The sequence below is a fragment of the Pseudomonas sp. B7 genome, from assembly GCF_016735645.1.
GTDB lineage: Bacteria > Pseudomonadota > Gammaproteobacteria > Pseudomonadales > Pseudomonadaceae > Aquipseudomonas > Aquipseudomonas glycinae.
Map to the genome: position 1 here is coordinate 272,093 of NZ_JAERRE010000001.1, position 20,867 is coordinate 292,959.

Consider the following 20,867-nt stretch of genomic DNA (forward strand, 5'->3'; position numbering starts at 1 on the left):
GTGTGAAACAATACCGGAACAGTTTGGAAGTGTACTGGGACAGTTGCCATATTAGTCAACCATACAGTGCTGTGTCGGTTAAATCTGTACTGCTTTGTGAGGTAATCGACAGACGTAAAAAAGCCCGGCGCTGCCTGACAGCCCGGGCTTTCCAGTAACGCCCCCCTTAGCGGGCGGCGCCGAGCTGGCCTTTTTCATCGGAGAACACGATTTCCACCCGACGGTTCTGCGCACGTCCACGCTCGGAAGCGTTCGCGTCCACCGGGTATTCATCGCCGTAGCCTTCGACCTGAATGCGTTTTTCGTCGATGCCCAGGTCCGTCAACACGTCGGCCACCGACTGTGCGCGGTCGCGGGAAAGCTTGAGGTTTTCCTGCTTGCCGCCGGTGCTGTCGGTGTAGCCCTCAATGCGCACGATGCGTTTCGGGTTGAGTTGCAGAAACTGCACGATCTTCAGCACCACGCGGTTGGCCGAGTTTTTCAGCTCGGCTTCGCCGGTGTCGAACAGCACGTCGCCCAGGGTCATCACCAGGCCACGATCAGTTTGTGTGGTGGCCAGCGCAACGATCTGCTCTTCCAGCCATTTGCCCTGCTGTTGCACGCTCAGCAGTTTCGACTCGCGCAGGGCCAGTTGCAGGCGCTGGCGTTCAAGTTCCAGCTTCGCCACACGTTCTTCGTTGAGCACCTGATTGGTGTGCTCACGGGCGATTTCGCTGTACCGCTGGCTCAGGTAGGCGTAATGCACCACGTCCGAGCCACTGCCCCAATACGTCGACAGACGATCGGCGCGGGCCAGGGACTCACCGGCACGGATCACGTCTTTCGGCGCGATACGCAGCACGTTGGAATCTTCCTTGACCTTCTGGAAGTCGGTGCTGGCCTGCTGCAATGCGGATTCGCTGTGCTGAGCGGCGCAGCCGTACAGGCTGGCGCAACCGGCGAGGATCAGAGCGCCGAGGGTTTTGGACTTCAGGCTCATTGGGCATCCCCCAGTTGCTTGCGCAGTCGGACGATGCGGGTGTTGAGCACGTTCACTTGCTCTTCGCTCTTCTGGGTCAACACTTTGGCTTCCGCCAGACGTGCGTCGAGCTCAGCCTGTTCGAAGCGCATCCGCGCATTCTTGTAGGACTCACCCGCCATGCTGCCTTTGGCCCGGTTGAACTTGTCTTCTGCCAGTTTCATTTCCGGCACATCTTCGGCGGTGGCGCCCACGGCTTTGGCTTGCTCAAGGGCCTGCTCAGTCAGGCGCATTTGTTCGTTGGGCGCCGGATCGCTGGCGCAACCGGCCAGGGCCAGAACGGCCATGGCCGCGAAAAGAAGTCGATTACTCACTAAGAATCCCTACTGTTTTGGGGCGCTGACAGGTGGTTGCGGCGGCTGTTGCTGCTGCGCCTTCCAGCGCTCGATGTTGCGTTGCAGCGCGGCTTCCGTCAGGCCGGACGCGGGCAATTCTGTCATCTTTTTGGCCAGCTGTCCGCGCAACCACGGATCGTTGCAGGCCGAGTTGTGCGAAACCGCGAGGAACAGACCGGGGCGGTCGATGGGTTGTTCAAAGGCCAGCAGGTCATTGGCCATGCCCAATGCCTGCGCGGCCGCCATGCCCGAGTAGCGTCCGGCGAGTACATATTCCACCTCGCCCAGCAGAAGTTTCTGAAACGCCTGGGTCAGGTTTGCCGTACGGGTCAGGGTCAATTGCTGCTCGGCGAAAGTGCCGAATGCCGGGGTCATTCGAGACTTTTCCGACAAGCCGCCGGTATGCCCGTGCAGATCCCTGGCTTCGGTATAAACCAGCGTCGAGCCCTTGCGCGTCCACACCAGGTAATCGTTTTCCAGCAACGGCGGGTGAATGTAGTCGAGGTTTTCCAGCTCATTGAAGGTCAGCGGCGCGTCGGCCAGCATGTCCATGCGCCCGCTGCGCACTTCGTCGAGGGCCTGTGAACGCTTGCCGGCGTACAGCAGGTCGACTTTGATCCCCAACTCCTTGGCCACCTGTTGCAACAGGTCGGCACTGGCACCCATCAGTTGTTTGGGGTTTTGCGGATCCTGCCATAGGTACGGCGGTGCATCCGGGCTGCCGGTGACGACCAGCCGTTCGCACTTGCCCGCCGCCACCGACAGACCTGGCAACAATGCCAGCCCCAGCAACCACGAGCAGCCCAACCGACGATGCAGATCCATGGCGAAACGCTCCCACTCAAATCCCAGACAAAAAAAAGCCCGACCAAAAGGTCGGGCTCTTTATAAGTGAAGCGGCCGGATTAGACCAGCTTCTCCAGCTCAGGTACGGCTTCGAACAGATCCGCCACCAGACCGTAATCGGCCACCTGGAAGATCGGCGCTTCTTCGTCCTTGTTGATCGCAACGATCACTTTGGAGTCTTTCATGCCGGCCAGGTGCTGGATCGCGCCGGAGATACCGACGGCGATGTACAGCTGTGGCGCAACGATCTTGCCGGTCTGACCGACCTGCATGTCGTTCGGTACGAAACCTGCGTCGACCGCGGCGCGCGAAGCACCCACAGCAGCGCCCAGCTTGTCGGCGAGCGCGTAGAGGTGTTTGAAGTTATCGCCGTTCTGCATGCCGCGGCCGCCGGAAACGACGATTTTGGCAGCGGTCAGCTCAGGACGATCGGACTTGGCCAGTTCTTCGCTGACGAAGCTGGAAGTGCCGGCGTTGTGAGCAGCAGCAACCGCTTCAACGGCAGCCGAACCGCCTTCAGCGGCAACCGGGTCGAAACCGGTGGCACGCACGGTGATCACTTTGATCGCTGCGGTCGATTGCACGGTAGCGATGGCGTTACCGGCGTAGATCGGACGCTTGAAGGTGTCAGCGCTTTCTACCGAGATGATCTCGGAGATCTGGTCAACGTCCAGCTGGGCGGCAACGCGCGGCAGGATGTTTTTGCCGTTGGAAGTAGCGGCAGCCAGGATGTGGCTGTAGCCAGCGCCCAGTTCGGCTACCAGCGGAGCAACGTTTTCCGGCAGCTGATGCGCGTAGGCAGCATTGTCAGCGTTCAGGACTTTGCTCACGCCAGCGATTTTCGCAGCGGCTTCAGCCACGGCGCCAGCGCCCTGGCCGGCAACCAGAACGTGGATGTCGCCGCCGATTTTGGCAGCGGCAGCCACGGTGTTCAGGGTGGCCGGAGCCAGCACCTTGTTGTCGTGTTCGGCGATTACCAAGATAGTCATGATCAGATTACCTTCGCTTCGTTTTTCAGTTTCTCGACCAGTTCAGCCACCGACTTGACCTTGATGCCCGCGCTGCGTGCAGCTGGCGCTTCGACTTTCAGGGTCTTGTTGGTGGAGGCGGTGGAAACGCCCAAAGCGTCCGGAGTCAGCGTCTCGAGAGGCTTCTTCTTGGCTTTCATGATGTTTGGCAGGGACGCGTAGCGCGGCTCGTTCAAACGCAGGTCGGTGGTGACGATCGCTGGCAGTTTCAGAGAAACGGTCTGCGCGCCGCCGTCGATTTCGCGGGTCACGGCAACGCTGTCGCCGGAGACTTCGACTTTCGAGGCGAAAGTGCCCTGACCGTAGCCGCTCAGTGCAGCGAGCATCTGGCCGGTCTGGTTGTTGTCGCTGTCGATGGCCTGTTTGCCCAGGATCACCAGCTGAGGCTGTTCCTTGTCGACCACGGCCTTGAGCAGCTTGGCCACGGCCAGGGAAGTCAGGTCTTCAGCGGATTCGACGAGGATGGCGCGGTCGGCACCCAGAGCCAGTGCGGTACGCAGCTGTTCCTGAGCGGTGGACGGGCCGATGGAGACGACGACGATTTCAGTCGCAACGCCTTTTTCTTTCAGGCGTACGGCTTCTTCCACTGCGATTTCGCAGAACGGGTTCATCGACATCTTGACGTTGGCGAGGTCTACGCCGGAATTGTCCGCCTTGACGCGAACCTTGACGTTGTAATCCACAACGCGTTTGACAGCTACAAGAACCTTCATGGATTCCTCGTTACTCTCCGGTGAAAAGAAAGTCGCCTAGGCGAACCTGGCGGTTGATGCTCATCGGGCACAAGGGCACCTCTAAAAACGCCGGCTGAACGGGATGACCGTTCGTCAGTCGTGACCGACGAGTCATGCCGCTTCGCGGTGTGTAAACTGCGCGCCGAACCTGCGCTGCGCATCACCGGTTACCGCCTACGCCCTGTCTTTAGAGGTGCTCTTGAAACCACCATTCAGCCTACGGCGAGCGCAAAACCGCCCGTATCTTGACCGGAACGCCCATTCTGGTCAATACGCCAAAATGCCCTGTCATAAGCCGCGCTTCTTTGATTTCTCTGGGCTGGAGCCGATTCAAACAAACGTTTGTATTGGACGCTAGGAGTGGTGTAGATATAATGCGCCGCCTAGAGAGAAAGGTGGTTTGCCCATTATTACCCTTGACGTTAACGTAAAGGCAATAACGGATACGACACCGAACCTCCAAATTAGAAAAAAAACTGTTGAGCCTTGAGTAGGAGATAGCCTGTGGAACGCGAATACATGGAATTCGACGTGGTCATCGTCGGTGCCGGCCCCGCTGGCCTGTCCGCCGCCTGCCGTCTGAAGCAGAAGGCCGCCGAAGCCGGTAAGGAAATCAGCGTCTGCGTGGTCGAAAAAGGCTCCGAAGTCGGCGCACACATCCTGTCCGGTGCCGTATTCGAACCACGGGCCCTGAACGAACTGTTCCCGGACTGGAAAGAACTCGGCGCCCCGCTGAACACGCCAGTCACCCGCGATGACATCTTCGTGCTGAAAAACGCCGAAAGCGCGCAGAAAATTCCTGACTTCTTTGTGCCCAAGACCATGCACAACGAAGGCAACTACATTATCTCCCTCGGCAACCTGTGCCGCTGGCTCGCTCAGCAGGCCGAAAACCTGGGCGTGGAAATCTACCCGGGCTTCGCCGCTCAGGAAGCGCTGATCGATGAAAACGGCGTGGTGCGCGGGATCATCACCGGCGACCTCGGCGTCGACCGCGAAGGCCATCCGAAAGAAGGCCTGTACACCCCGGGCATGGAACTGCGTGGCAAGTACACGCTGTTCGCCGAAGGTTGCCGTGGCCACATCGGCAAGCAACTGATCAAGCGCTATAACCTGGACAGCGATGCCGACGCCCAGCACTACGGCATCGGGCTGAAGGAAATCTGGGAAATCGACCCGGCCAAACACCAGCCAGGCCTGGTGGTGCACACCGCCGGTTGGCCGATGGACATCATGGGCACCGAGAACACCGGCGGCTCCTTCCTCTATCACCTGGAAAACAACCAGGTGGTGGTCGGTCTGATCGTCGACCTTTCCTACAGCAACACCTACCTGTCGCCGTTCGACGAATTCCAGCGCCTCAAGCATCACCCGGTACTCAAGCAATATCTGGAAGGCGGCAAGCGCATCAGCTACGGCGCACGTGCGATCTGCAAGGGTGGCCTGAACTCGCTGCCGAAAATGGTCTTCAAGGGCGGCGCACTGATCGGTTGCGACCTCGGCACTCTGAACTTCGCCAAGATCAAAGGCAGCCACACCGCGATGAAGTCCGGCATGCTCGCCGCTGAATCCGTGGCCGACGCGCTGTTCGCTGAAAAGGACGGCACGGAAGAGCTGACCACCTACGTCGACGCCTTCAAGAAGAGCTGGCTCTACGAAGAACTGTTCGCCAGCCGCAACTTCGGCCCGGCGATCCACAAGTTCGGCGCTATCGTCGGCGGCGGTTTCAACTGGCTGGACCAGAACATCTTCGGCGGCAAACTGCCGTTCACCCTGCACGACACCAAGCCGGACTACGCCTGCCTCAAGCTCGCGGCCGACTGCAAGAAGATCGACTACCCGAAACCCGACGGCAAGATTAGCTTCGACAAGCTGAGCTCGGTGTTCATCTCCGGTACCAACCATGAAGAAGAACAGCCGTGCCACCTGAAACTGACCGATCCGACCATCCCGCTGAGCAAGAACCTGCCGCTGTACGACGAGCCGGCGCAGCGCTACTGCCCGGCCGGCGTGTATGAAGTGATCACCAAGGAAGACGGCGAGAAGCGCTTCCAGATCAACGCCCAGAACTGCGTGCACTGCAAGACCTGTGACATCAAGGATCCTTCGCAGAACATCACCTGGGTGACGCCGGAAGGCGCTGGCGGCCCGACCTATCCAAACATGTAAGTCGAATTGCTGAACATCAAGGCTCCCGAAACGGGGGCCTTTTTGTTCCCCGCGATTTGGTGAAAATCACGCAGCACGCTCATCCCCCGGACTGCGTTCGAAATAGCGTTTGTATTCGCGACTGAACTGCGACGTGCTCTGGTATCCCACCCGATGCGCCACCTGCGCCACCCCCAGTCCTTCGGCGATCAACAACGTCTGCGCCTTCAACAAGCGCAAACGCTTCAGGTACTGCACCGGCGACAGCAACGTGCTGCGTTTGAAGTGTTCGTGAAAGGTCGAAACGCTCATGTTCGCGCAACTGGCCAATGTCTCGACGTTCAACGGTTCGGTGTAATGCGCATGCAGATGACTGATCGAAGCCGCCACCCGGGCGAACTGCCCCTGCTGCTCCACCAGCGCTCGCAACACATCCGCCTGGGGACCGCGCAACGCCACAAACAATAACTCTCGCACCCGCGCCGGTCCGAGAATCTGGCATTCCAGCGGATCGTGCAGACAACGCAGCAAGCGTTCGACACAACCACGCATGTCATTGTCGAGCACCACCGAGGTCATCGACTCAGGTGTCTGCGCCGGAATATGCCGCCCCGGCGCCAGCCCCATGGCCAGCACCAGTTCACCGAGCAGCACCCGGTCGATCGCCACCGATACGCCAAGCAGCGGTGCGTCCGGCAACGCGTAGGTCTCGCACTCAAAGGGCACCGGCAAAGCCTGAATCAGGTAATGCCCGGCGCCGTATTCCATGGTGCGCGGCCCCAGATACGCCAGTTTGCTGCCCTGGGCGATGATCATCAGGCTCGGCTCATAAATGTGCGGGCCACGGGCGACGTCGCAACTGGCGCGCAACACCTGCACGCCTGGCAGCCCGGTCTGGCTGTAACCATCGCGCAGCGCCAGCGGTTCGATCAGCGAAACCAGGGTGGCGTTGGCATCAAGGTGACGGGTCAATTGCATCGGGTGGCTCTTCAGAAAAAATCACGGAAAAAGGGATAAAAGCATCATCGCAGATCCTTTTGCCAATGCGGCCGATCAACCCCGCATGCCGGAGGATTAGGCATGACACCCGGAGGAATCGCCATGGCCGGACGACCGGACGGCGCCCAGAATGCGCCGCCTCACCTGTCACTGCTTTTGCGAGGTTTCACATGTACACCGCCATCGGCTATGCCGCTCAAACGGCCACCACCCCCCTCGCCCCGATGAAGTTCGAACGCCGCAGCCCACGGGCCGACGACGTCGCCATCGAGATCCTGTACTGCGGCGTCTGCCACTCCGACATCCACCAGGCGCGCAACGAATGGGGCATCGCCGTTTACCCGTTGATGCCCGGCCACGAGATCGTCGGAAAAGTCACCGCCGTCGGTGCGAATGTCACTAAACACAAAGTAGGCGACCTGGTCGGCGTCGGTTGCATGGTCGACTCCTGCCGCACCTGCGAAGCCTGCCAGTCGAACCTTGAGCAATACTGCCTCGAAGGACCGACCATGACCTATGCCACCCCCGACCGGGTCGATGGCAGCAACACCATGGGCGGTTATTCGGACAGCATCGTGGTCAGCGAGCACTTCGTGGTGCGCATTCCCGAGAAGCTGGATCTGGCGGCTGCCGCGCCGATTCTCTGCGCCGGCATCACCACTTACTCGCCGCTCAAGCACTACGGCGTGAAGGCCGGCGACAAGGTCGGGATTCTCGGCATGGGCGGCCTCGGCCACATGGGCATCAAGTTCGCCAAGGCCATGGGCGCCGAAGTGACGCTGTTCACTCGTTCGGCAAGCAAGGCCGAAGAAGGTCGTCGTCAGGGTGCCGATCACGTCATCGTCTCCACCGACGAAGAGCAGATGAAAGCCGCTGCCGGTCGTTTCGACTTCCTGCTGGACACCATTCCGGTGCAGCACGATCTGAACCCGTACCTCGACACCCTGCGCTTCGACGGCGTGCACATTCTGGTGGGTCTGATCGAACCGATCGATCCGCCGGTCCACGCCGCGAAACTGGTGCTGGGTCGTCGCGTGCTCGCAGGTTCGCTGATCGGTGGCGTCGCCGAAACCCAGGAAGTGCTGGATTTCTGCGCCGAGCACAACATCAGCTGCGACATCGAAATGCTCGACATCCGCCAGATCAACGAGGCCTACGCCCGCATGATCGCTGGCGATGTGAAGTACCGCTTCGTGATCGATATGGCGACTCTGAAGCTCTGATGCCTCAGACCTTCAAGCCAAGCTCCGCCGAGAGCCGGGCCGTGACCCCTTTGATCAGGGGAATCAGCTCGGCCATTTTTTCCAGCGGCATGTACGGCACGGTGCTGGCGATGCTGATCGCCGCGACGATGCGTTTGCTCGCGTCGCGGATCGGCGCCGCGACGCAGCGGATCGACGGCTCGTTGTCTTCCAGATCGAACGCGTAGCCGCCGGCCACGTATTCGGTCATCCGCTGCTCCAGCTGTTCCCACGACTGCTGAGGGTGCTGCGGCCAGAACTGACTTTTCCCACCCGCCGGCAGGCTGATGTCGTACAGACGCTGCCAGTCCTGCGGTGCGTCATCCAGCATCAGCGCCTTGCCGATCCCGGTTCGCGCCAGCGGCATGCGATGGCCGACCCGCGAGCGCATTTCCGGGCCGTTGCGCCCCGGATTCTTCAGCAAATAAAGCACCTCGTCGCCTTCACGAATGCCCAGGTGAACGGTGTCGCCGGTCAGCGCCGACAACTCGTCAAGATACGGCCCGGCCAGGGTCACCAGCGGTAACTCTTCGCGCGCCTGGAAACCCAGTTCGATCAGCTTCGGCCCCAGCAGATAACCGACTTGCGGCACGACGCGCAGGTAACGTTCGTCCACCAGACAACTGGCCAGACGATGGGTGGTGCTGCGCGTGGTGCCGATCAGGCGGGCGATCTCTTTGAGATCGCGGGCGCCACTGGCGACGGCCTGCACCACACCCAACCCGCGAAGCAGGGTCTGGGTGCCGGTCGGCGCGGCGTCCTTGGCGGTTTTCGGGGCGTCTTCCTGCATATCCAGCCTTTAGCGTTGAGCGAGGGAACGGGCGGCATTATGGTCGCCCGACATAGCCGACTACAACTCGATGCGCTCGACCTTGCCCACCAGCAGCACGTAGGACAAAGCACCGATCAATGCCAGAACCGCGATGTAGGTGATCGCCGGAGCGAACGAATCGCCGCTGGCGAGGAAGCCGATGACAATCGGCGTGGCAATCGCCGACAGGTTGCCGATGAAGTTGAACACCCCACCGGTCAAGCCCAGCAACCGCGCCGGCGCCAGTGTCGAGACCAGCGACCAGGTGATCGACGCCAACCCGTTGCCGAAAAACGCCAAGGCCAGGAAGGCAATCACCAACGGCGTCGACTCGACGAAGTTGGCACCAATGATCGAGGTGGAAATCAGCAGCCCGCCAATGATCGGCAGCTTGCGCGCAAACCCGACGGTGCAGCCGCGACGGATCAGGAAGTCGGAAAAGAACCCGGAGCACAGCACGCCGATGAACGCGGCGAGAAACGGCAGCGACGCCAGCAGACCGGACTTGATGAAGTCCATGCCGCGATACTTCACCAGGTAGGTCGGGAACCACGTCAGGAAAAACCACAGCGTCGAGTTGAGGCAGAACTGGCCGAGGTAGATCCCCCACAACTTGCGTTTACTGAGGACGATGCCGAGATCGGTCCAGCTGAATTTCGCCTTCACCTTGGCGGTTTCGGCGGCGATGTCCACCAACCCGCCGCCCTCGCGGATCAGGTCGATTTCGCCTTGGTTGGCGCCTTTGAAATCACGCGGCTCGCGATACACCGCGTACCAGATCGCCGCCCAGATGATGCCTACCGCGCCGGTCACGACAAACACCATGTGCCAGCCAAATTCATGCTGCAGCCACGCCAGCACCGGGGTCAGAAACGCCAGCCCGACAAACTGCCCGGAGGTGTAGAAACCGATGGCCGTGGCCCGCTCACGCTCGGGGAACCAGGTCGTCACCACGCGGCTGTTGATCGGATACGCCGGCGCTTCCAGCGCACCGACCGCCATGCGCAGCACGAACAGCGCGATGAAACTGGCGGCGAACCCGAGCATCACCGTAGCCAGCGACCACAGCAACAGTGCGACGCTATAAAGGATGCGCGGCGGCACCCGGTCCACCAGCCAGCCGCCGGGGATCTGCATGGCGGCGTAGGTCCAGCCGAACGCCGAGAAGATCAGCCCGACGTGCACCGGGTCGATGCCCAGATCCGTCGTCAGAGCCGGGGCGGCAATCGACAGGTTGCTGCGGTCGAGGTAGTTGATGACCACGGTGATGAACAGCAACACCATGATGAAAAATCGCTTGCGGCTGGGCGTGACTAACGTCGCTTGCCCGGTGAGGGTTTGCGGTTGCATGGGGAGCGCCTCTTTTTATGTTTATTGAGGTCGAGGGTTATGCAGATCTCCGCTCCCTGGAGATCTGACTTACTGGATGCGGCAGAGAGTCAGCGACTCACCACTCGGCAAAACTGCCATCGGCATGCCGCCAGATCGGGTTGCGCCAGCGATGACCGACCGCCGCGCGTTCGATCACGTATTCCTCGTTGATCTCGATCCCCAGGCCCGGGCCGTTCGGGATTTTCACGAAGCCCTTGTCGTAGTCGAACACCCGCGGATCCTTCACATAATCGAGCAAGTCATTGCTCTCGTTGTAATGGATGCCCAGGCTCTGCTCCTGGATAAACGCGTTGTAACAAGCGGCGTCCAGTTGCAGACACGCCGCCAGTGCAATCGGCCCCAGCGGGCAATGCAGTGCCAGCGCCACGTCGTAGGCTTCGGCCATGTTGGCGATCTTGCGGGTCTCGGTGATGCCGCCGGCGTGGGACGCGTCCGGCTGGATGATGTCGACGTAACCTTCGCTCAACACCCGTTTAAAGTCCCAGCGCGAAAACAGCCGCTCACCGAGGGCAATCGGGGTGCTGGTCAGCGGAGCCAGTTCTTTCAGCGCTTCGTAGTTTTCGCTGAGCACCGGCTCTTCGATGAACATCAGTTTGTACGGGTCGAGTTCCTTCATCAGCACCTTGGCCATGGGTTTGTGCACCCGGCCATGGAAGTCGACGCCGATGCCGACGTTCGGCCCGACCGCATCGCGCACGGCGGCAACGTTGGCCAGGGCCAGATCGACCTTTTCGAAGGTATCGAGGAATTGCAGTTCCTCGGTGCCGTTCATTTTCACCGCCGTAAAACCTCGGCCCACCGCCTCTTTCGCGGCCCGCGCAGTGTCCGCCGGGCGGTCGCCGCCGATCCACGAATACACGCGGATCTTGTCCCGCACCTGACCGCCGAGCAGATCGCTGACCGATACACCGAGGGCCTTGCCCTTGATGTCCCACAGCGCCTGATCGATACCGGCCAGCGCGCTCATGTGGATCGCGCCGCCTCGGTAGAAGCCACCGCGATACAGCACGGTCCAGATGTCTTCGATATTGCGTGGGTCTTTGCCGATCAGGTAGTCGGACAATTCCTCAACCGCAGCAGCGACCGTGTGGGCGCGGCCCTCGACCACGGGCTCGCCCCAACCGGTCACGCCTTCGTCGGTTTCGACTTTCAGGAAGCACCAGCGCGGCGGGACGATGAAGGTGGTGAGTTTGGTGATTTTCATCTGCTTGTCTCTCTTGTTAGATGCAGCGCACGCAGCGCCGGAAAAGTCTTAGCGAAGGGCTTTCCAGGCCGCCACGTAGGCCTTGGCATTGGTCGCCACTTGCTCAGTCGTCATGCCCGGCTTGAACAGCCCGGAACCGAGGCCAAAGCCTTTGACGCCGGCGTCGATGAACGCCTGCATGTTGTCCGGCGTGATGCCACCGACCGGCGCCAGGATCGTCCCGACGGGCAACACCGCCAGCCAGGCTTTCACCACCGCCGGGCCCATCTGTTCGGCCGGGAACAGCTTGAGAATGTCAGCACCCTCCTCCAGTGCCGCAAAGGCTTCGGTCGGTGTGGCAACGCCCGGCGACAGGTACAGCCCCGCCGCTTTCGCCGCCCGCAGCACCTTGGCATCGCTGTGGGGCATGACGATCACCTGGCCGCCGGCCTCCTTCACCAATTCGACCTGTTCCGGGGTCAGCACCGTGCCGGCACCGATCAGACAATCGGCGGGCAAGGCCTTACGCAGAATACGGATGCTTTCGTACGGCGAGGGGGAATTGAGCGGTACTTCGATGACGCGAAATCCGGCCGCATACAGGACTTCTCCGACAGCGGCGGCTTCCTGCGGATGCAGGCCGCGCAGAATCGCGATCAGACCGTTTTGCGCCAGTGCTTGCTTGAGCATGTCAGGCCTCCAGTCAGGGTTAACGGGATGAGGAATCGATCAGTCCGGCGGCGAGCGCCAGTTGCCACAGTCCACGCTCGGTGGCTTGCTCGGCCAGGGTCACCCGGGCAAAACCGCAGGTGTCGAGGGCACGGCTGTAGCGGGCGCACAACTGTGCGTTGCCGATGAGGATGATCGAAGGAAGATCTGTGCTGTTGCGCCGGCGCCGTTGCACGGCGGCCAGCGCCGTCAGCTCGTGGCCGATCAGCAGGCCGGACAGATAATCCGGTTGCGCAGTGGCGCTGAGTTCACCGGTCAGGCCCAGGCTGCGGGCGCTGAACAGCGTCGACAGCACGCCAATCTCGCCCTCTGCCGACAACGCCACCTGTACGCCGCGATCGAAGGCGGCGGCGTCGAACGTCGCGCTGTGCTGTTGGGTACGGCCGAGAATGCTGTGTTCGCTGAGCACGGCGAACACTTCGCCGGTCATGAAGGTGTCGAAACGGGTGATGCAGCCGTCGGCCACTTCCACCCATTTCGAATGACTGCCGGGCAGGCCGATCAACAGATCAGTGCCCGCCTCGACCGGCAGATTCTGCAGGACGCCGAGGACCTGGGTTTCCTCGCCGCGCATCACGTTCGGCAGCGCCGAACGCTGAATCACACCCGGCACGATATGCACGTCGACACCGCGAAGACTGTGAACGGTTTGCAGGGATTTTCCGAGATCGGCCACGTTGGCCGGCGTATCGCGGTAGGACGCTTCGCGCCAGCCCTGGGCGCTGCCGACCATGCCACAGGCAATCACCGGCAAGTCGGGTTGCGCGTCGAGCCAGTCGCCGCACGCCTCGTCGAACGCCAGTTCAAAACCATCAGCGCATTCACGACCGTTGATGACCCGCGGCGTCTTCGGCAACTGCATGATCCCGAACGACAGCGACCGCTGCGCCAGCACCTGCCCGCCCGCTGCGAGTTTGTAAGCACGTAGTGAGGTCGTCCCCCAATCGAGCGCGATCAATTGCGCCAGCATCGCTTCACCTGTTTTGTTATTGGCAGTGAGTGAGCTGGACTATAGACCTCTCAGGCGGGAAATCTCAATATGTAATTTTGCATCCCATATTTTGGGATTTGCCTTTCTTAAAAGCCCGGACAGCGAATTGAGCAACGAGCACCGCCTGTCCGGACGGATCGCATCCCGTTTAAAACTTATCGATCTCTCTTAACAGATCTGCCGTTGGAACTTTCATGTCCTCCGACAAATATATTTTATAGGAGTAGGAATTAATTCTGACCTTACAGACAATAGACTCTCGGCCCACTAATAAAGACCTCAATGCCTCACCTTCAATGATTTTTTCACTGGTATCGTTTTTTCTTTTGAAAAATAAAACATCCGCCCTGTAAACCGGCCCGGCACTTGAAATTTCAGGCTCGACAAAACCCTCTCCGTATCTACCCGCAGAGTGAGGTGCCGAAAAATCAAAATCGTCCTCAAAAGAACACAGCAGCGTCTGGCTTATTTTTGATTTAAAAAGATTGACAACATCAACATCAGACGTAAAACGCACCTGATAAATATTCCTATCCAAATAACGTTCAACACCAACGTATCGTAAATGAGCAATGGGCTTACCATGATTCATCGCACAGGAAGTGCAAAGCAAGAAAGCCACACATAAAATTATATTACGCACATTTCCGTCCTTTAAAATGAGTAACAACAACCTGCATCAAAGCGTCTCTGGCCGAGATGCCACTTTGCAGGACTGATGTGAAGATAACCCAGGCATCGGCGTGATTCACATTCACTCGCCCGTTCATATTGGGCCCATTTTTCATATCCCATTGCTCTCCAAAATCGGCTACGAGATCGGAAAAATTCCAGTCTTTGGCATCGGCTCTGACGTTAACCCAATATTCCGCCTTCGGCTTCGGCTCCTGACGGTAGATGTTAGAAACTCCCCACACAATTTTTCCTTCGCCAACCGGATCGAGTGTAACCAGACACGGAATTCGATATCCCTTATCAGTCAATACAGCTGACAGGTGCGCACCATTCCATCCGCCCAAGCTATGCCCAATGATATATACAGGCGTGGTCACATCAGCAATCTTCTCCAGCACATTCTTTTTCAGATCATCTTCACTAATAAAATAGTTATAACCAACATGGTGGATATCATAATTACCAGAACAAATACCCTCAGCCTCCATATCCCTGACGAACACCTTCATGACGTCAGCAACGTTATTATTGGGGCCTGTGCCGTAATAACTTTCTTTATCACCCGCACCACCCACAAAAAACAGAACAATCTTTTTGGGAGTGATCGTGGCCTGCTTGACTGTTCCGTCCGTTTTGCAGGTCAGGTCGTGGGTCACGACCAGTCTTTTACAGCCTTTCAGAGCAGGATTTTCAGTAGTCATATCTTCCTACTCCACGAACAGCTTGATCGACTCAGGCAAATGCGAACTCACGGTATGGGTAAACCCCGCGTCATTGGTTACGCCGTGCTCCACGCTCCCATCAGCGCGTTGAATCGCGTAAGGGTGATTTGGCATGGGCTCACCAGTAATTTCGTTAATCACCTGCATCCGATCATTGAAATGCACCGGCATCGGCGACAACCCGCTAAACGCCGCCCCTCCCCCGCTCTGTCCAATAATCACCGTCCCCGACCCACCGACCACGACATTGCCGTGCCCGCCGGTGCTGTCGAGCATCGCGGCATTCAGGCCGTTGATGAAGACCGTGGCGGAAACACCGCCGGTTATCGGGCTGCCACACGCCGATTTATCGGTCATGCGCGCGGCGGGGAGCCCGTCGAAGAACACGTCCGGCGAGCCGGAGACGATCGGGTTGTTGCCATGACCAGGCAGTGGGCAGCCGGTTGGGTCGGTGACGCGTGCAGCGGGTTTACCACTCAATTCAAAGCTCCTTGCTTCAGAGGTTCCAGGTGTGGCTGATAGAGGTCGACATCGGTCGCGGCGAAACGCCAGCGGTTGTCGACGGAATCGAAAAGCGCGTGACAATGCTCGCGGCTGTTCGGGGTGAGGGTTTGCAGTTGTTGCCAGGTTTCATCGGCAAACCAGTTCAGCTCGGTAGATGTGGCGTCGTCGAGCTGGTTGAGCAAGGTGTTGTAGCCGGTCAGTCGATGCTGGTCGTAGGTGGTTTGCACTAGGCGTCATCAGCTCGGCATCGAGGCCCGAGAAAAACGCACGGATGGCTTTGCCACCGAGGCGGTTAACGGTGCAGAGGATGTCCACCAGTTGGCGGTTCGGGTTGTCGCTTGAACCGAGTTTTTTGACCAGACCGTACAGGCGGATCGACGCCCGTAGTCCGCTCATCGCCGGTCACTCGTTGACGCAGCGAAGGCTCCACGGGCGTGGAGAAAGAGTGCCAGAGGCATTGCAGGTGTCGTCCGTGAGCGCGCAAAAATGGCGCGTAGAATGCCGGACCAGAGCGGTTTGGACAATCGAATCAATAATCAGATTGCCACTATTTATTCAGCCCTCGGCAAACTCCCGCAATACCTTGCCATCCATGCGATACCTCACCCACTCTTCCTGCGGCTGGGCGCCGAGGGATTTGTAGAATTCAATGGCCGGGGTGTTCCAGTCCAGCACGCTCCATTCGAAGCGGCCGCAGTCGTTGGCGCAGGCGATTTTTGCGAGGTGGCGCAGCAGGGTTTTTCCGGCGCCGCCGCCCCGTTGTTCCGGGGTGATGTAGAGGTCTTCGAGGTACAGGCAGTTGCTGCCCAGCCAGGTCGAATAGCTGAAGAAGAACACCGCAAAACCGATCGGCAAGCCGTCGCGCAGGCAGATCAGGCCATGTGCCGTGGCGCCTTCGCTGAACAGGCTGCGTTCAATGTCCGCGACGCTGGCGATGACTTCGTGACGGGCCTTTTCGAAGTCTGCCAATTCGGTGATGAACGCGAGGATTTGCGGTGCATCGCTGGGGGTCGCCGGGCGGATCTCGATCGTCATGGACGGGCCTTGTCGGAAAAAGTAAAACGCCATACTAAGGCGGCGCGCGGCGCTCGTCACATGGCAATCCACGGATTAGGCTAGCGCGGCCGATGACTCGCAAGGACTCCCATGAACAATCTCGTTTTTTCACCTCTCACGGAGCTCGCCGCCGAACTGCTGCCCCACGCGCTGGAACCGTCGGAGGACGGCGCCCACGATCTGTCGCACCTGCAACGGGTCTGGCACAACGCGCGCACCTTGCAGATCGAGGAAGGTGGCGACCTTGAAGTACTGCTCGCGGCCGTGCTGCTGCACGATTGCGTGGCGGTGGAAAAGAACTCGCCACTGCGCTCACAGGCATCGCGTCTGGCAGCGGAAAAAGCTTCAAAGGTGCTGACAAACCTGAACTGGCCCGAGGCCAAAATAGATGCCGTCACCCACGCCATCGAAGCCCACAGCTTTTCCGCCAACATCACCCCGCTAACCCTCGAAGCCCGACTGATGCAGGACGCCGACCGTCTCGATTCCCTCGGCATGCTCGGCGTCGCCCGCACCTTCTACACAGCCGGACGGATGGGCAGCGCGCTGTATGACCCGCACGATCCCGAGGCCCGGGACAGGGACTACGACGACAAGCGATTCTGCCTCGACCATTTCCAGATCAAACTGCTGCACCTTGCCGACGGTTTCCACACCGCTGCCGGTCAACGTCTGGCACAGCTCCGCCATCAACGCCTGAAAGGCTTCATGGAGCAATTCAATGAAGAGATCGGCCTCGAAAGCGCTCAGCCCTTCTGAACCGTTCGTCGCTCATCAGGCACCAATCTTTCACGAGGGCAGACCAACGTGAGGTAAGGATTTCAATCACTGGAGACCCCCTATGATCCCGTCAAGGTTGACTGCGCTCGTATTCGCAACCCTCCTCAGTCCGGCGGTATTCGCCGCCTCGACTACCGCCGCCGGCACCGGGCCGACCGATCCGGTTACCCAGCCAAGAGCCCCCGCCATCAACAGTGCCCCCGGTATGAATACCGACGGTTCGGGTGTACCGCTGATCAATCAGCCACCCGCGACGGGAACCGATCCTCGCACCCAGGGCAGCGATCCCGGTCGCCAGGGCGGCATGAACACCCCCGACGCTCCGGCCGCCCCCGACAACGCCGGTCCCGGCGTCGGCTCGAAAACCACCACGGGTGGTTCGGGTTCTGAAGGCGCAGGACAGTGATCCATGCTTCATCCACGCAACGTGTCTTATCCACTTCCCTGAAGAGGTAACCATGAACGTCGATAAAAACCTGGAAAAAGAAGTCCTCACCCGCCTGTTGCATGCCCATCCGAGCGGCCTCGGCAAAGAGGTGCTGGACAATTATCGCGGCGAGAAAGTCGTGGCCAGTGCCCTCGCCGCCCTGCAGGAGCGTGGACTGATTCACCACGGACACATCACGTGCAATGAAGCGGGAGAGCATTCGCTGAATCTGCCGATCAAGCTCAGCGCTGCGGGTGTGGAAGCGGCCCGTAAACTCGATACCTGACGCCTCCAGTCACTGGCGCAAGCAGTGTTCGAATGCAATGCCTGCGCCGGTTCATACCGAGATTCATCCAGCCACCAGGAGACTCGCCATGCCTCGTGGAAGCAAAGCCAAATACACTGAAGAACAGAAGCGCAAAGCCGAACACATCGAAGACAGTTATCAAAACAAAGGGATGTCCAAGGACGAAGCCGAGGCCCGCGCCTGGGCGACGGTGAACAAACAGTCCGGCGGCGGCGAGAAGGCCGGAGGTTCCGGGCGTCGGAAACCGGCCAGCGCCAAGGCCGAGGATCGCAAGGAATCAGCGCGGCGCGCGGCTGTGAGTCGTGATGGACATTCGCGCGACAGCAAGGCTTCACGCGAAGTGCAGACGGTCGACAGCCTGCGCAAGGAGGCCCGGGAGCGGAAAATCCCCGGGCGTTCGTCGATGCGTAAAGATGAGTTGATTGCGGCGTTGCGCAGAGCCGGCTAGGTCCAGACTGGATGTAATGGATGAAGGCCTTATCGCTGGCAAGCCAGCGATTGCGATCGTTCAGTCAGTGCATTTTTTGCTGATCAGCACATCAACCTCCGCAGTGCCAGGAGCGGTCGCCGGGCCCCAGCGAGTGACCGCTAACGCAGCCGCAGCGTTGGCGCGCCTTGCGGCTTCGTGAGCGGCCAGTCCTTGTGCCAGCCCGGCGACGAATACGCCGGCATGCGCATCGCCCGCGCCGTTGCTGTCCACTGCCTGCACCTTGAAACCCGGCACATGCTGACGTTCACCGCACTGATGAATCCAGCAACCCTGCGGGCCGTCGCGCACGACCATCAGCACCTCAAGTGGCAGGTGCATGGTCAACCGGTCCAGCGCGGTTTCGATATCCGCCGCGCCAGTGAAGCGCAGTGCCTCGACGCTGTTGCTGGTCCACACATCAATGCGCGGCAGCAACGCCTGCATCATCGGTGAGTCCGGCGATTCCACCAGCGGGCCCGGATCGAACACCACGTTGATCGTCCTCGGCAGCGCCAGCGTCCAGTCCAGCAACGCCTGGGCCTTGCCGCTGTGCAGCAGGCTGTAGCCGCTGACGTAGACGTAGTCCCCCTCCTCGGCGGTGACGCTGTTCAGCTCCGCCGTCGTGACCTCGCCTTCGGCGCCGATGTAGGAAATGAAACTGCGCTCGGCCGACGCATCGGTCAGCGCCACGCAGATCCCGGTGTCACGTTCTGCAGGTTGTTCGATGCCGATGCGGATGCCTTCGGCGTTCATCGCCTGCCGCGCCAGATCGCCGAACCGACCGTTGCCGTGGCGGCCGAGATAGACCACCGGCAAGCCATTGCGCGCGGCGGCAGCCATCACATTGAAGCCGCCGCCGGCTTCGAAACTGGCGGACTGCGCCAGCACGTCACCGCCGATTTGCGGAAGCGCATCCACGGCCATGACCAGGTCGATGATGACCTGGCCGGTGTGCAACATCTTAGGCATGAGCATTCTCGGATTGCGCAGCGCGGCGATCTCTTGCCCCGCCGAGTACGAAGTAAATGCCGCCGGCGACCACAAACGTCACGATCCAGCCGAGGCCGTTGTGGCCCAGCCACGAGTCGGACAGGAAGCCCTTGAACCAGACATTTTCAGCCGTGGTGCCGATGGTGGTGAAACTGAAGCCCAGCACGATGGCGATCGCCCACGCGCCGAATGCGCGCCATTCGATGCCACCGCTGTACCAGTAGGCGCTGCTCGGGCTGACGTCGAGCAGGTCTTTCGGGCTGTAGTAGTGACGGTGAATCAGGTCGACCACGAAGATCCCGACCCACGCGGTGATCGGCACCGCCAGCAGGGAAATGAAGGTAATGAACGGGCCGTAGAAGCTGTCGGCGATCAGCATGAAGTAGATCGAACCGGCGAATATCGCAACGATGTCGACCACTACCGCGTACACGCGCTTGACCTTCAGGCCAAGGGTCAGCGTGGTCAGACCGGCGGAGTACACCGACAGGTTGTTCGACAGCAGCAGACCACCGAATGCGGTGATCAGGTATGGCACGGCCATCCACGTTGGCAGCATGTCGCGGATCGCCACGATCGGATCAGTCGCCGACGCCAGATCGTTGTTGCCCACCGACAGCAGGCCGCCGAGGGTGATCAGCAACACCAGCGGAATCCCCGCGCCGAACGCCGCCGAAGCGACCAGGCGCACGGCTTTGACGCTGCGATGCTGATAGCGCGACATGTCGGCACCGGCATTCGCCCAGCCAATCCCAGTGCCGGCGGCCATGGTGCCGATACCGATGATCATCGCGCTCATTGGTGCCGGCGTGGCGTTGAACACCGCGCTCCAGTCGATGGTCGCGCAGAGGAAGCCGCCGACCAGAATGTTCAGGGCGCCGAACACGTAGGTCGCCCACTTCTGGATCACCAGCAAGGTGGCGTGGCCGAGGCCGGACACCGACAGGGTCAGCAGCACGAAAATCGCGATGAAAATCAGGGTCAGCACCGGCGCGCTTTTGGCTTCCACCGGCGAGCCGAACAGGATCGAGCACAACGACAGCAGCACGAACGCCGCCGTGGTGGTGTTGACGGTTTCCCAGCCCAGGCGCGACATCAGCGACACCAGCGTCGGGCCGATATTGCCGCGCACACCGAAGATCGCCCGCGACAGCGTCAGGCTCGGCGCACGACCGCGACGGCCGGCGATCGAGATGATCCCCACCACCGCGAACGAACCGGCAGCGCCGAGGATCGCGACGATGATTGCCTGCCAGATCGCCAGGCCGCGAAACGCAACCAGCGTGGCGCCCAGCGGCAGGCCGAGGATGGAAATGTTGGCAGCGAACCAGACCCAGAACAGTTGCAGCGGATGGCCGTTGCACTCGCCTTCCGGCACCGGTTCGATGCCCCGGGTTTCCAGTTGCCCGGCGCTTTGCCCGGTGTTCGATGAACTCATGAAAAATGCTCCTGTTTGCCTTTATTGTGGTTGTGGCAATGACG

General features: G+C 60.2%; 24 protein-coding genes. 6 read left to right on the forward strand and 18 right to left on the reverse strand.

What is annotated here, in order from left to right; translation table 11 throughout:
* Nucleotides 1–166 precede the first annotated feature (166 nt).
* From JKA62_RS01330 to JKA62_RS01350, 5 genes are all read right to left on the reverse strand, one after another.
* On the reverse strand, nt 167–979 hold the full coding sequence (locus JKA62_RS01330) for an OmpA family protein (protein WP_201815859.1): 813 nt from the start codon (nt 977–979) through the stop codon (nt 167–169).
* On the reverse strand, nt 976–1,332 hold the full coding sequence (locus tag JKA62_RS01335; RefSeq protein ID WP_170929392.1) for a DUF4398 domain-containing protein: 357 nt from the start codon (nt 1,330–1,332) through the stop codon (nt 976–978). The genes JKA62_RS01330 and JKA62_RS01335 overlap by 4 nt, the downstream gene beginning before the upstream one ends.
* Before the next feature lie 9 nt (nt 1,333–1,341).
* Entirely contained in the window at nt 1,342–2,178 is an 837-nt protein-coding gene (locus tag JKA62_RS01340; RefSeq protein WP_201815860.1) for a substrate-binding periplasmic protein, read from the reverse strand.
* Between the two features lie 80 nt (nt 2,179–2,258).
* A complete protein-coding gene (locus JKA62_RS01345) occupies nt 2,259–3,188 on the reverse strand; it encodes an electron transfer flavoprotein subunit alpha/FixB family protein (protein ID WP_011335403.1) in 930 nt (309 codons plus the stop codon).
* A 2-nt stretch (nt 3,189–3,190) separates the two neighbouring features.
* Nucleotides 3,191–3,940, reverse strand: coding sequence for an electron transfer flavoprotein subunit beta/FixA family protein (locus tag JKA62_RS01350; RefSeq protein ID WP_007950859.1), 750 nt, complete (start codon nt 3,938–3,940; stop codon nt 3,191–3,193).
* A 525-nt stretch (nt 3,941–4,465) separates the two neighbouring features.
* On the opposite strand from JKA62_RS01350, the gene JKA62_RS01355 reads away from it, so the two are divergent.
* Entirely contained in the window at nt 4,466–6,130 is a 1,665-nt protein-coding gene (locus JKA62_RS01355) for an electron transfer flavoprotein-ubiquinone oxidoreductase (RefSeq protein ID WP_007950858.1), read from the forward strand.
* Nucleotides 6,131–6,196: 66 nt separating this feature from the next.
* Here JKA62_RS01355 and JKA62_RS01360 read toward each other — a convergent pair whose 3' ends face one another.
* Nucleotides 6,197–7,087: an AraC family transcriptional regulator gene (locus JKA62_RS01360; protein WP_201815861.1), complete on the reverse strand. Its 891-nt coding sequence runs from the start codon at nt 7,085–7,087 to the stop codon at nt 6,197–6,199.
* Nucleotides 7,088–7,278: 191 nt separating this feature from the next.
* Between JKA62_RS01360 and JKA62_RS01365 the strand changes: the two genes are divergently transcribed.
* Entirely contained in the window at nt 7,279–8,331 is a 1,053-nt protein-coding gene (locus tag JKA62_RS01365; RefSeq protein WP_011335405.1) for an NAD(P)-dependent alcohol dehydrogenase, read from the forward strand.
* 4 nt (nt 8,332–8,335) lie between these two features.
* Here the strand turns inward: JKA62_RS01365 and JKA62_RS01370 are convergent, their stop codons facing one another.
* From JKA62_RS01370 to JKA62_RS01415, 10 genes are all read right to left on the reverse strand, one after another.
* Nucleotides 8,336–9,139 carry an IclR family transcriptional regulator gene (locus tag JKA62_RS01370; RefSeq protein WP_007950852.1) on the reverse strand — a complete coding sequence of 268 codons (804 nt, stop codon included), beginning with the start codon at nt 9,137–9,139 and terminating at the stop codon, nt 8,336–8,338.
* Between the two features lie 60 nt (nt 9,140–9,199).
* Nucleotides 9,200–10,510, reverse strand: a complete 1,311-nt coding sequence (locus JKA62_RS01375) for an MFS transporter (RefSeq protein ID WP_011335406.1) — start codon at nt 10,508–10,510, stop codon at nt 9,200–9,202.
* A 97-nt stretch (nt 10,511–10,607) separates the two neighbouring features.
* A complete protein-coding gene (gene dgoD, locus JKA62_RS01380; RefSeq protein WP_007950849.1) occupies nt 10,608–11,756 on the reverse strand; it encodes a galactonate dehydratase in 1,149 nt (382 codons plus the stop codon).
* 48 nt (nt 11,757–11,804) lie between these two features.
* The gene (locus tag JKA62_RS01385) at nt 11,805–12,425 is read right to left on the reverse strand and encodes a 2-dehydro-3-deoxy-6-phosphogalactonate aldolase (protein WP_011335407.1); all 621 of its coding nucleotides are present in this window, start codon (nt 12,423–12,425) and stop codon (nt 11,805–11,807) included.
* Between the two features lie 19 nt (nt 12,426–12,444).
* Nucleotides 12,445–13,434, reverse strand: a complete 990-nt coding sequence (locus tag JKA62_RS01390) for a 2-dehydro-3-deoxygalactonokinase (RefSeq protein ID WP_201815862.1) — start codon at nt 13,432–13,434, stop codon at nt 12,445–12,447.
* Nucleotides 13,435–13,603: 169 nt separating this feature from the next.
* Nucleotides 13,604–14,098, reverse strand: coding sequence for a hypothetical protein (locus JKA62_RS01395; protein WP_201815864.1), 495 nt, complete (start codon nt 14,096–14,098; stop codon nt 13,604–13,606).
* Nucleotides 14,091–14,831, reverse strand: coding sequence for an alpha/beta fold hydrolase (locus JKA62_RS01400; RefSeq protein ID WP_201815866.1), 741 nt, complete (start codon nt 14,829–14,831; stop codon nt 14,091–14,093). Before JKA62_RS01400 ends, JKA62_RS01395 begins: the two co-directional genes overlap by 8 nt.
* A 6-nt stretch (nt 14,832–14,837) precedes the next feature.
* Nucleotides 14,838–15,332: a PAAR domain-containing protein gene (locus JKA62_RS01405; RefSeq protein WP_011335411.1), complete on the reverse strand. Its 495-nt coding sequence runs from the start codon at nt 15,330–15,332 to the stop codon at nt 14,838–14,840.
* On the reverse strand, nt 15,329–15,583 hold the full coding sequence (locus JKA62_RS28865; protein ID WP_011335412.1) for a hypothetical protein: 255 nt from the start codon (nt 15,581–15,583) through the stop codon (nt 15,329–15,331). Before JKA62_RS28865 ends, JKA62_RS01405 begins: the two co-directional genes overlap by 4 nt.
* Before the next feature lie 328 nt (nt 15,584–15,911).
* A complete protein-coding gene (locus tag JKA62_RS01415) occupies nt 15,912–16,391 on the reverse strand; it encodes a GNAT family N-acetyltransferase (protein ID WP_041475599.1) in 480 nt (159 codons plus the stop codon).
* 111 nt (nt 16,392–16,502) lie between these two features.
* Between JKA62_RS01415 and JKA62_RS01420 the strand changes: the two genes are divergently transcribed.
* The 4 genes from JKA62_RS01420 to JKA62_RS01435 all read left to right on the forward strand — a co-directional run bounded on the left by JKA62_RS01420 (nt 16,503) and on the right by JKA62_RS01435 (nt 18,374).
* Nucleotides 16,503–17,171 carry an HD domain-containing protein gene (locus tag JKA62_RS01420; protein ID WP_011335414.1) on the forward strand — a complete coding sequence of 223 codons (669 nt, stop codon included), beginning with the start codon at nt 16,503–16,505 and terminating at the stop codon, nt 17,169–17,171.
* A gap of 82 nt (nt 17,172–17,253) precedes the next feature.
* A complete protein-coding gene (locus JKA62_RS01425; RefSeq protein WP_011335415.1) occupies nt 17,254–17,598 on the forward strand; it encodes a hypothetical protein in 345 nt (114 codons plus the stop codon).
* Between the two features lie 52 nt (nt 17,599–17,650).
* Nucleotides 17,651–17,905 (forward strand): hypothetical protein, encoded by a 255-nt coding sequence (locus tag JKA62_RS01430; RefSeq protein WP_011335416.1) that lies wholly within the window; start codon nt 17,651–17,653, stop codon nt 17,903–17,905.
* A gap of 88 nt (nt 17,906–17,993) precedes the next feature.
* The gene (locus tag JKA62_RS01435) at nt 17,994–18,374 is read left to right on the forward strand and encodes a Rho termination factor N-terminal domain-containing protein (protein ID WP_201815868.1); all 381 of its coding nucleotides are present in this window, start codon (nt 17,994–17,996) and stop codon (nt 18,372–18,374) included.
* 60 nt (nt 18,375–18,434) lie between these two features.
* Here the strand turns inward: JKA62_RS01435 and JKA62_RS01440 are convergent, their stop codons facing one another.
* Together JKA62_RS01440 and JKA62_RS01445 are read right to left on the reverse strand one after the other, a co-directional pair.
* Nucleotides 18,435–19,364: a PfkB family carbohydrate kinase gene (locus JKA62_RS01440; RefSeq protein ID WP_201815870.1), complete on the reverse strand. Its 930-nt coding sequence runs from the start codon at nt 19,362–19,364 to the stop codon at nt 18,435–18,437.
* Nucleotides 19,357–20,823 carry a purine-cytosine permease family protein gene (locus JKA62_RS01445; RefSeq protein WP_201815879.1) on the reverse strand — a complete coding sequence of 489 codons (1,467 nt, stop codon included), beginning with the start codon at nt 20,821–20,823 and terminating at the stop codon, nt 19,357–19,359. Before JKA62_RS01445 ends, JKA62_RS01440 begins: the two co-directional genes overlap by 8 nt.
* Nucleotides 20,824–20,867 lie beyond the last annotated feature (44 nt).

Bases quoted from the DNA above. Each gene is read 5' to 3' on its own strand.
- JKA62_RS01365 (WP_011335405.1), top strand. From the start codon at position 7,279: ATGTACACCGCCATCGGCTATGCCGCTCAAACGGCCACCACCCCCCTC.
- JKA62_RS01345 (WP_011335403.1), bottom strand. From the start codon at position 3,188: ATGACTATCTTGGTAATCGCCGAACACGACAACAAGGTGCTGGCTCCG.
- JKA62_RS01420 (WP_011335414.1), top strand. From the start codon at position 16,503: ATGAACAATCTCGTTTTTTCACCTCTCACGGAGCTCGCCGCCGAACTG.
- JKA62_RS01330 (WP_201815859.1), bottom strand. From the start codon at position 979: ATGAGCCTGAAGTCCAAAACCCTCGGCGCTCTGATCCTCGCCGGTTGC.
- JKA62_RS01385 (WP_011335407.1), bottom strand. From the start codon at position 12,425: ATGCTCAAGCAAGCACTGGCGCAAAACGGTCTGATCGCGATTCTGCGC.
- JKA62_RS01425 (WP_011335415.1), top strand. From the start codon at position 17,254: ATGATCCCGTCAAGGTTGACTGCGCTCGTATTCGCAACCCTCCTCAGT.
- JKA62_RS01360 (WP_201815861.1), bottom strand. From the start codon at position 7,087: ATGCAATTGACCCGTCACCTTGATGCCAACGCCACCCTGGTTTCGCTG.
- JKA62_RS01375 (WP_011335406.1), bottom strand. From the start codon at position 10,510: ATGCAACCGCAAACCCTCACCGGGCAAGCGACGTTAGTCACGCCCAGC.
- JKA62_RS01445 (WP_201815879.1), bottom strand. From the start codon at position 20,823: ATGAGTTCATCGAACACCGGGCAAAGCGCCGGGCAACTGGAAACCCGG.
- dgoD (WP_007950849.1), bottom strand. From the start codon at position 11,756: ATGAAAATCACCAAACTCACCACCTTCATCGTCCCGCCGCGCTGGTGC.
- JKA62_RS01390 (WP_201815862.1), bottom strand. From the start codon at position 13,434: ATGCTGGCGCAATTGATCGCGCTCGATTGGGGGACGACCTCACTACGT.
- JKA62_RS01370 (WP_007950852.1), bottom strand. From the start codon at position 9,139: ATGCAGGAAGACGCCCCGAAAACCGCCAAGGACGCCGCGCCGACCGGC.
- JKA62_RS01435 (WP_201815868.1), top strand. From the start codon at position 17,994: ATGCCTCGTGGAAGCAAAGCCAAATACACTGAAGAACAGAAGCGCAAA.
- JKA62_RS01440 (WP_201815870.1), bottom strand. From the start codon at position 19,364: ATGCCTAAGATGTTGCACACCGGCCAGGTCATCATCGACCTGGTCATG.
- JKA62_RS01430 (WP_011335416.1), top strand. From the start codon at position 17,651: ATGAACGTCGATAAAAACCTGGAAAAAGAAGTCCTCACCCGCCTGTTG.
- JKA62_RS01400 (WP_201815866.1), bottom strand. From the start codon at position 14,831: ATGACTACTGAAAATCCTGCTCTGAAAGGCTGTAAAAGACTGGTCGTG.
- JKA62_RS01350 (WP_007950859.1), bottom strand. From the start codon at position 3,940: ATGAAGGTTCTTGTAGCTGTCAAACGCGTTGTGGATTACAACGTCAAG.
- JKA62_RS01415 (WP_041475599.1), bottom strand. From the start codon at position 16,391: ATGACGATCGAGATCCGCCCGGCGACCCCCAGCGATGCACCGCAAATC.
- JKA62_RS01340 (WP_201815860.1), bottom strand. From the start codon at position 2,178: ATGGATCTGCATCGTCGGTTGGGCTGCTCGTGGTTGCTGGGGCTGGCA.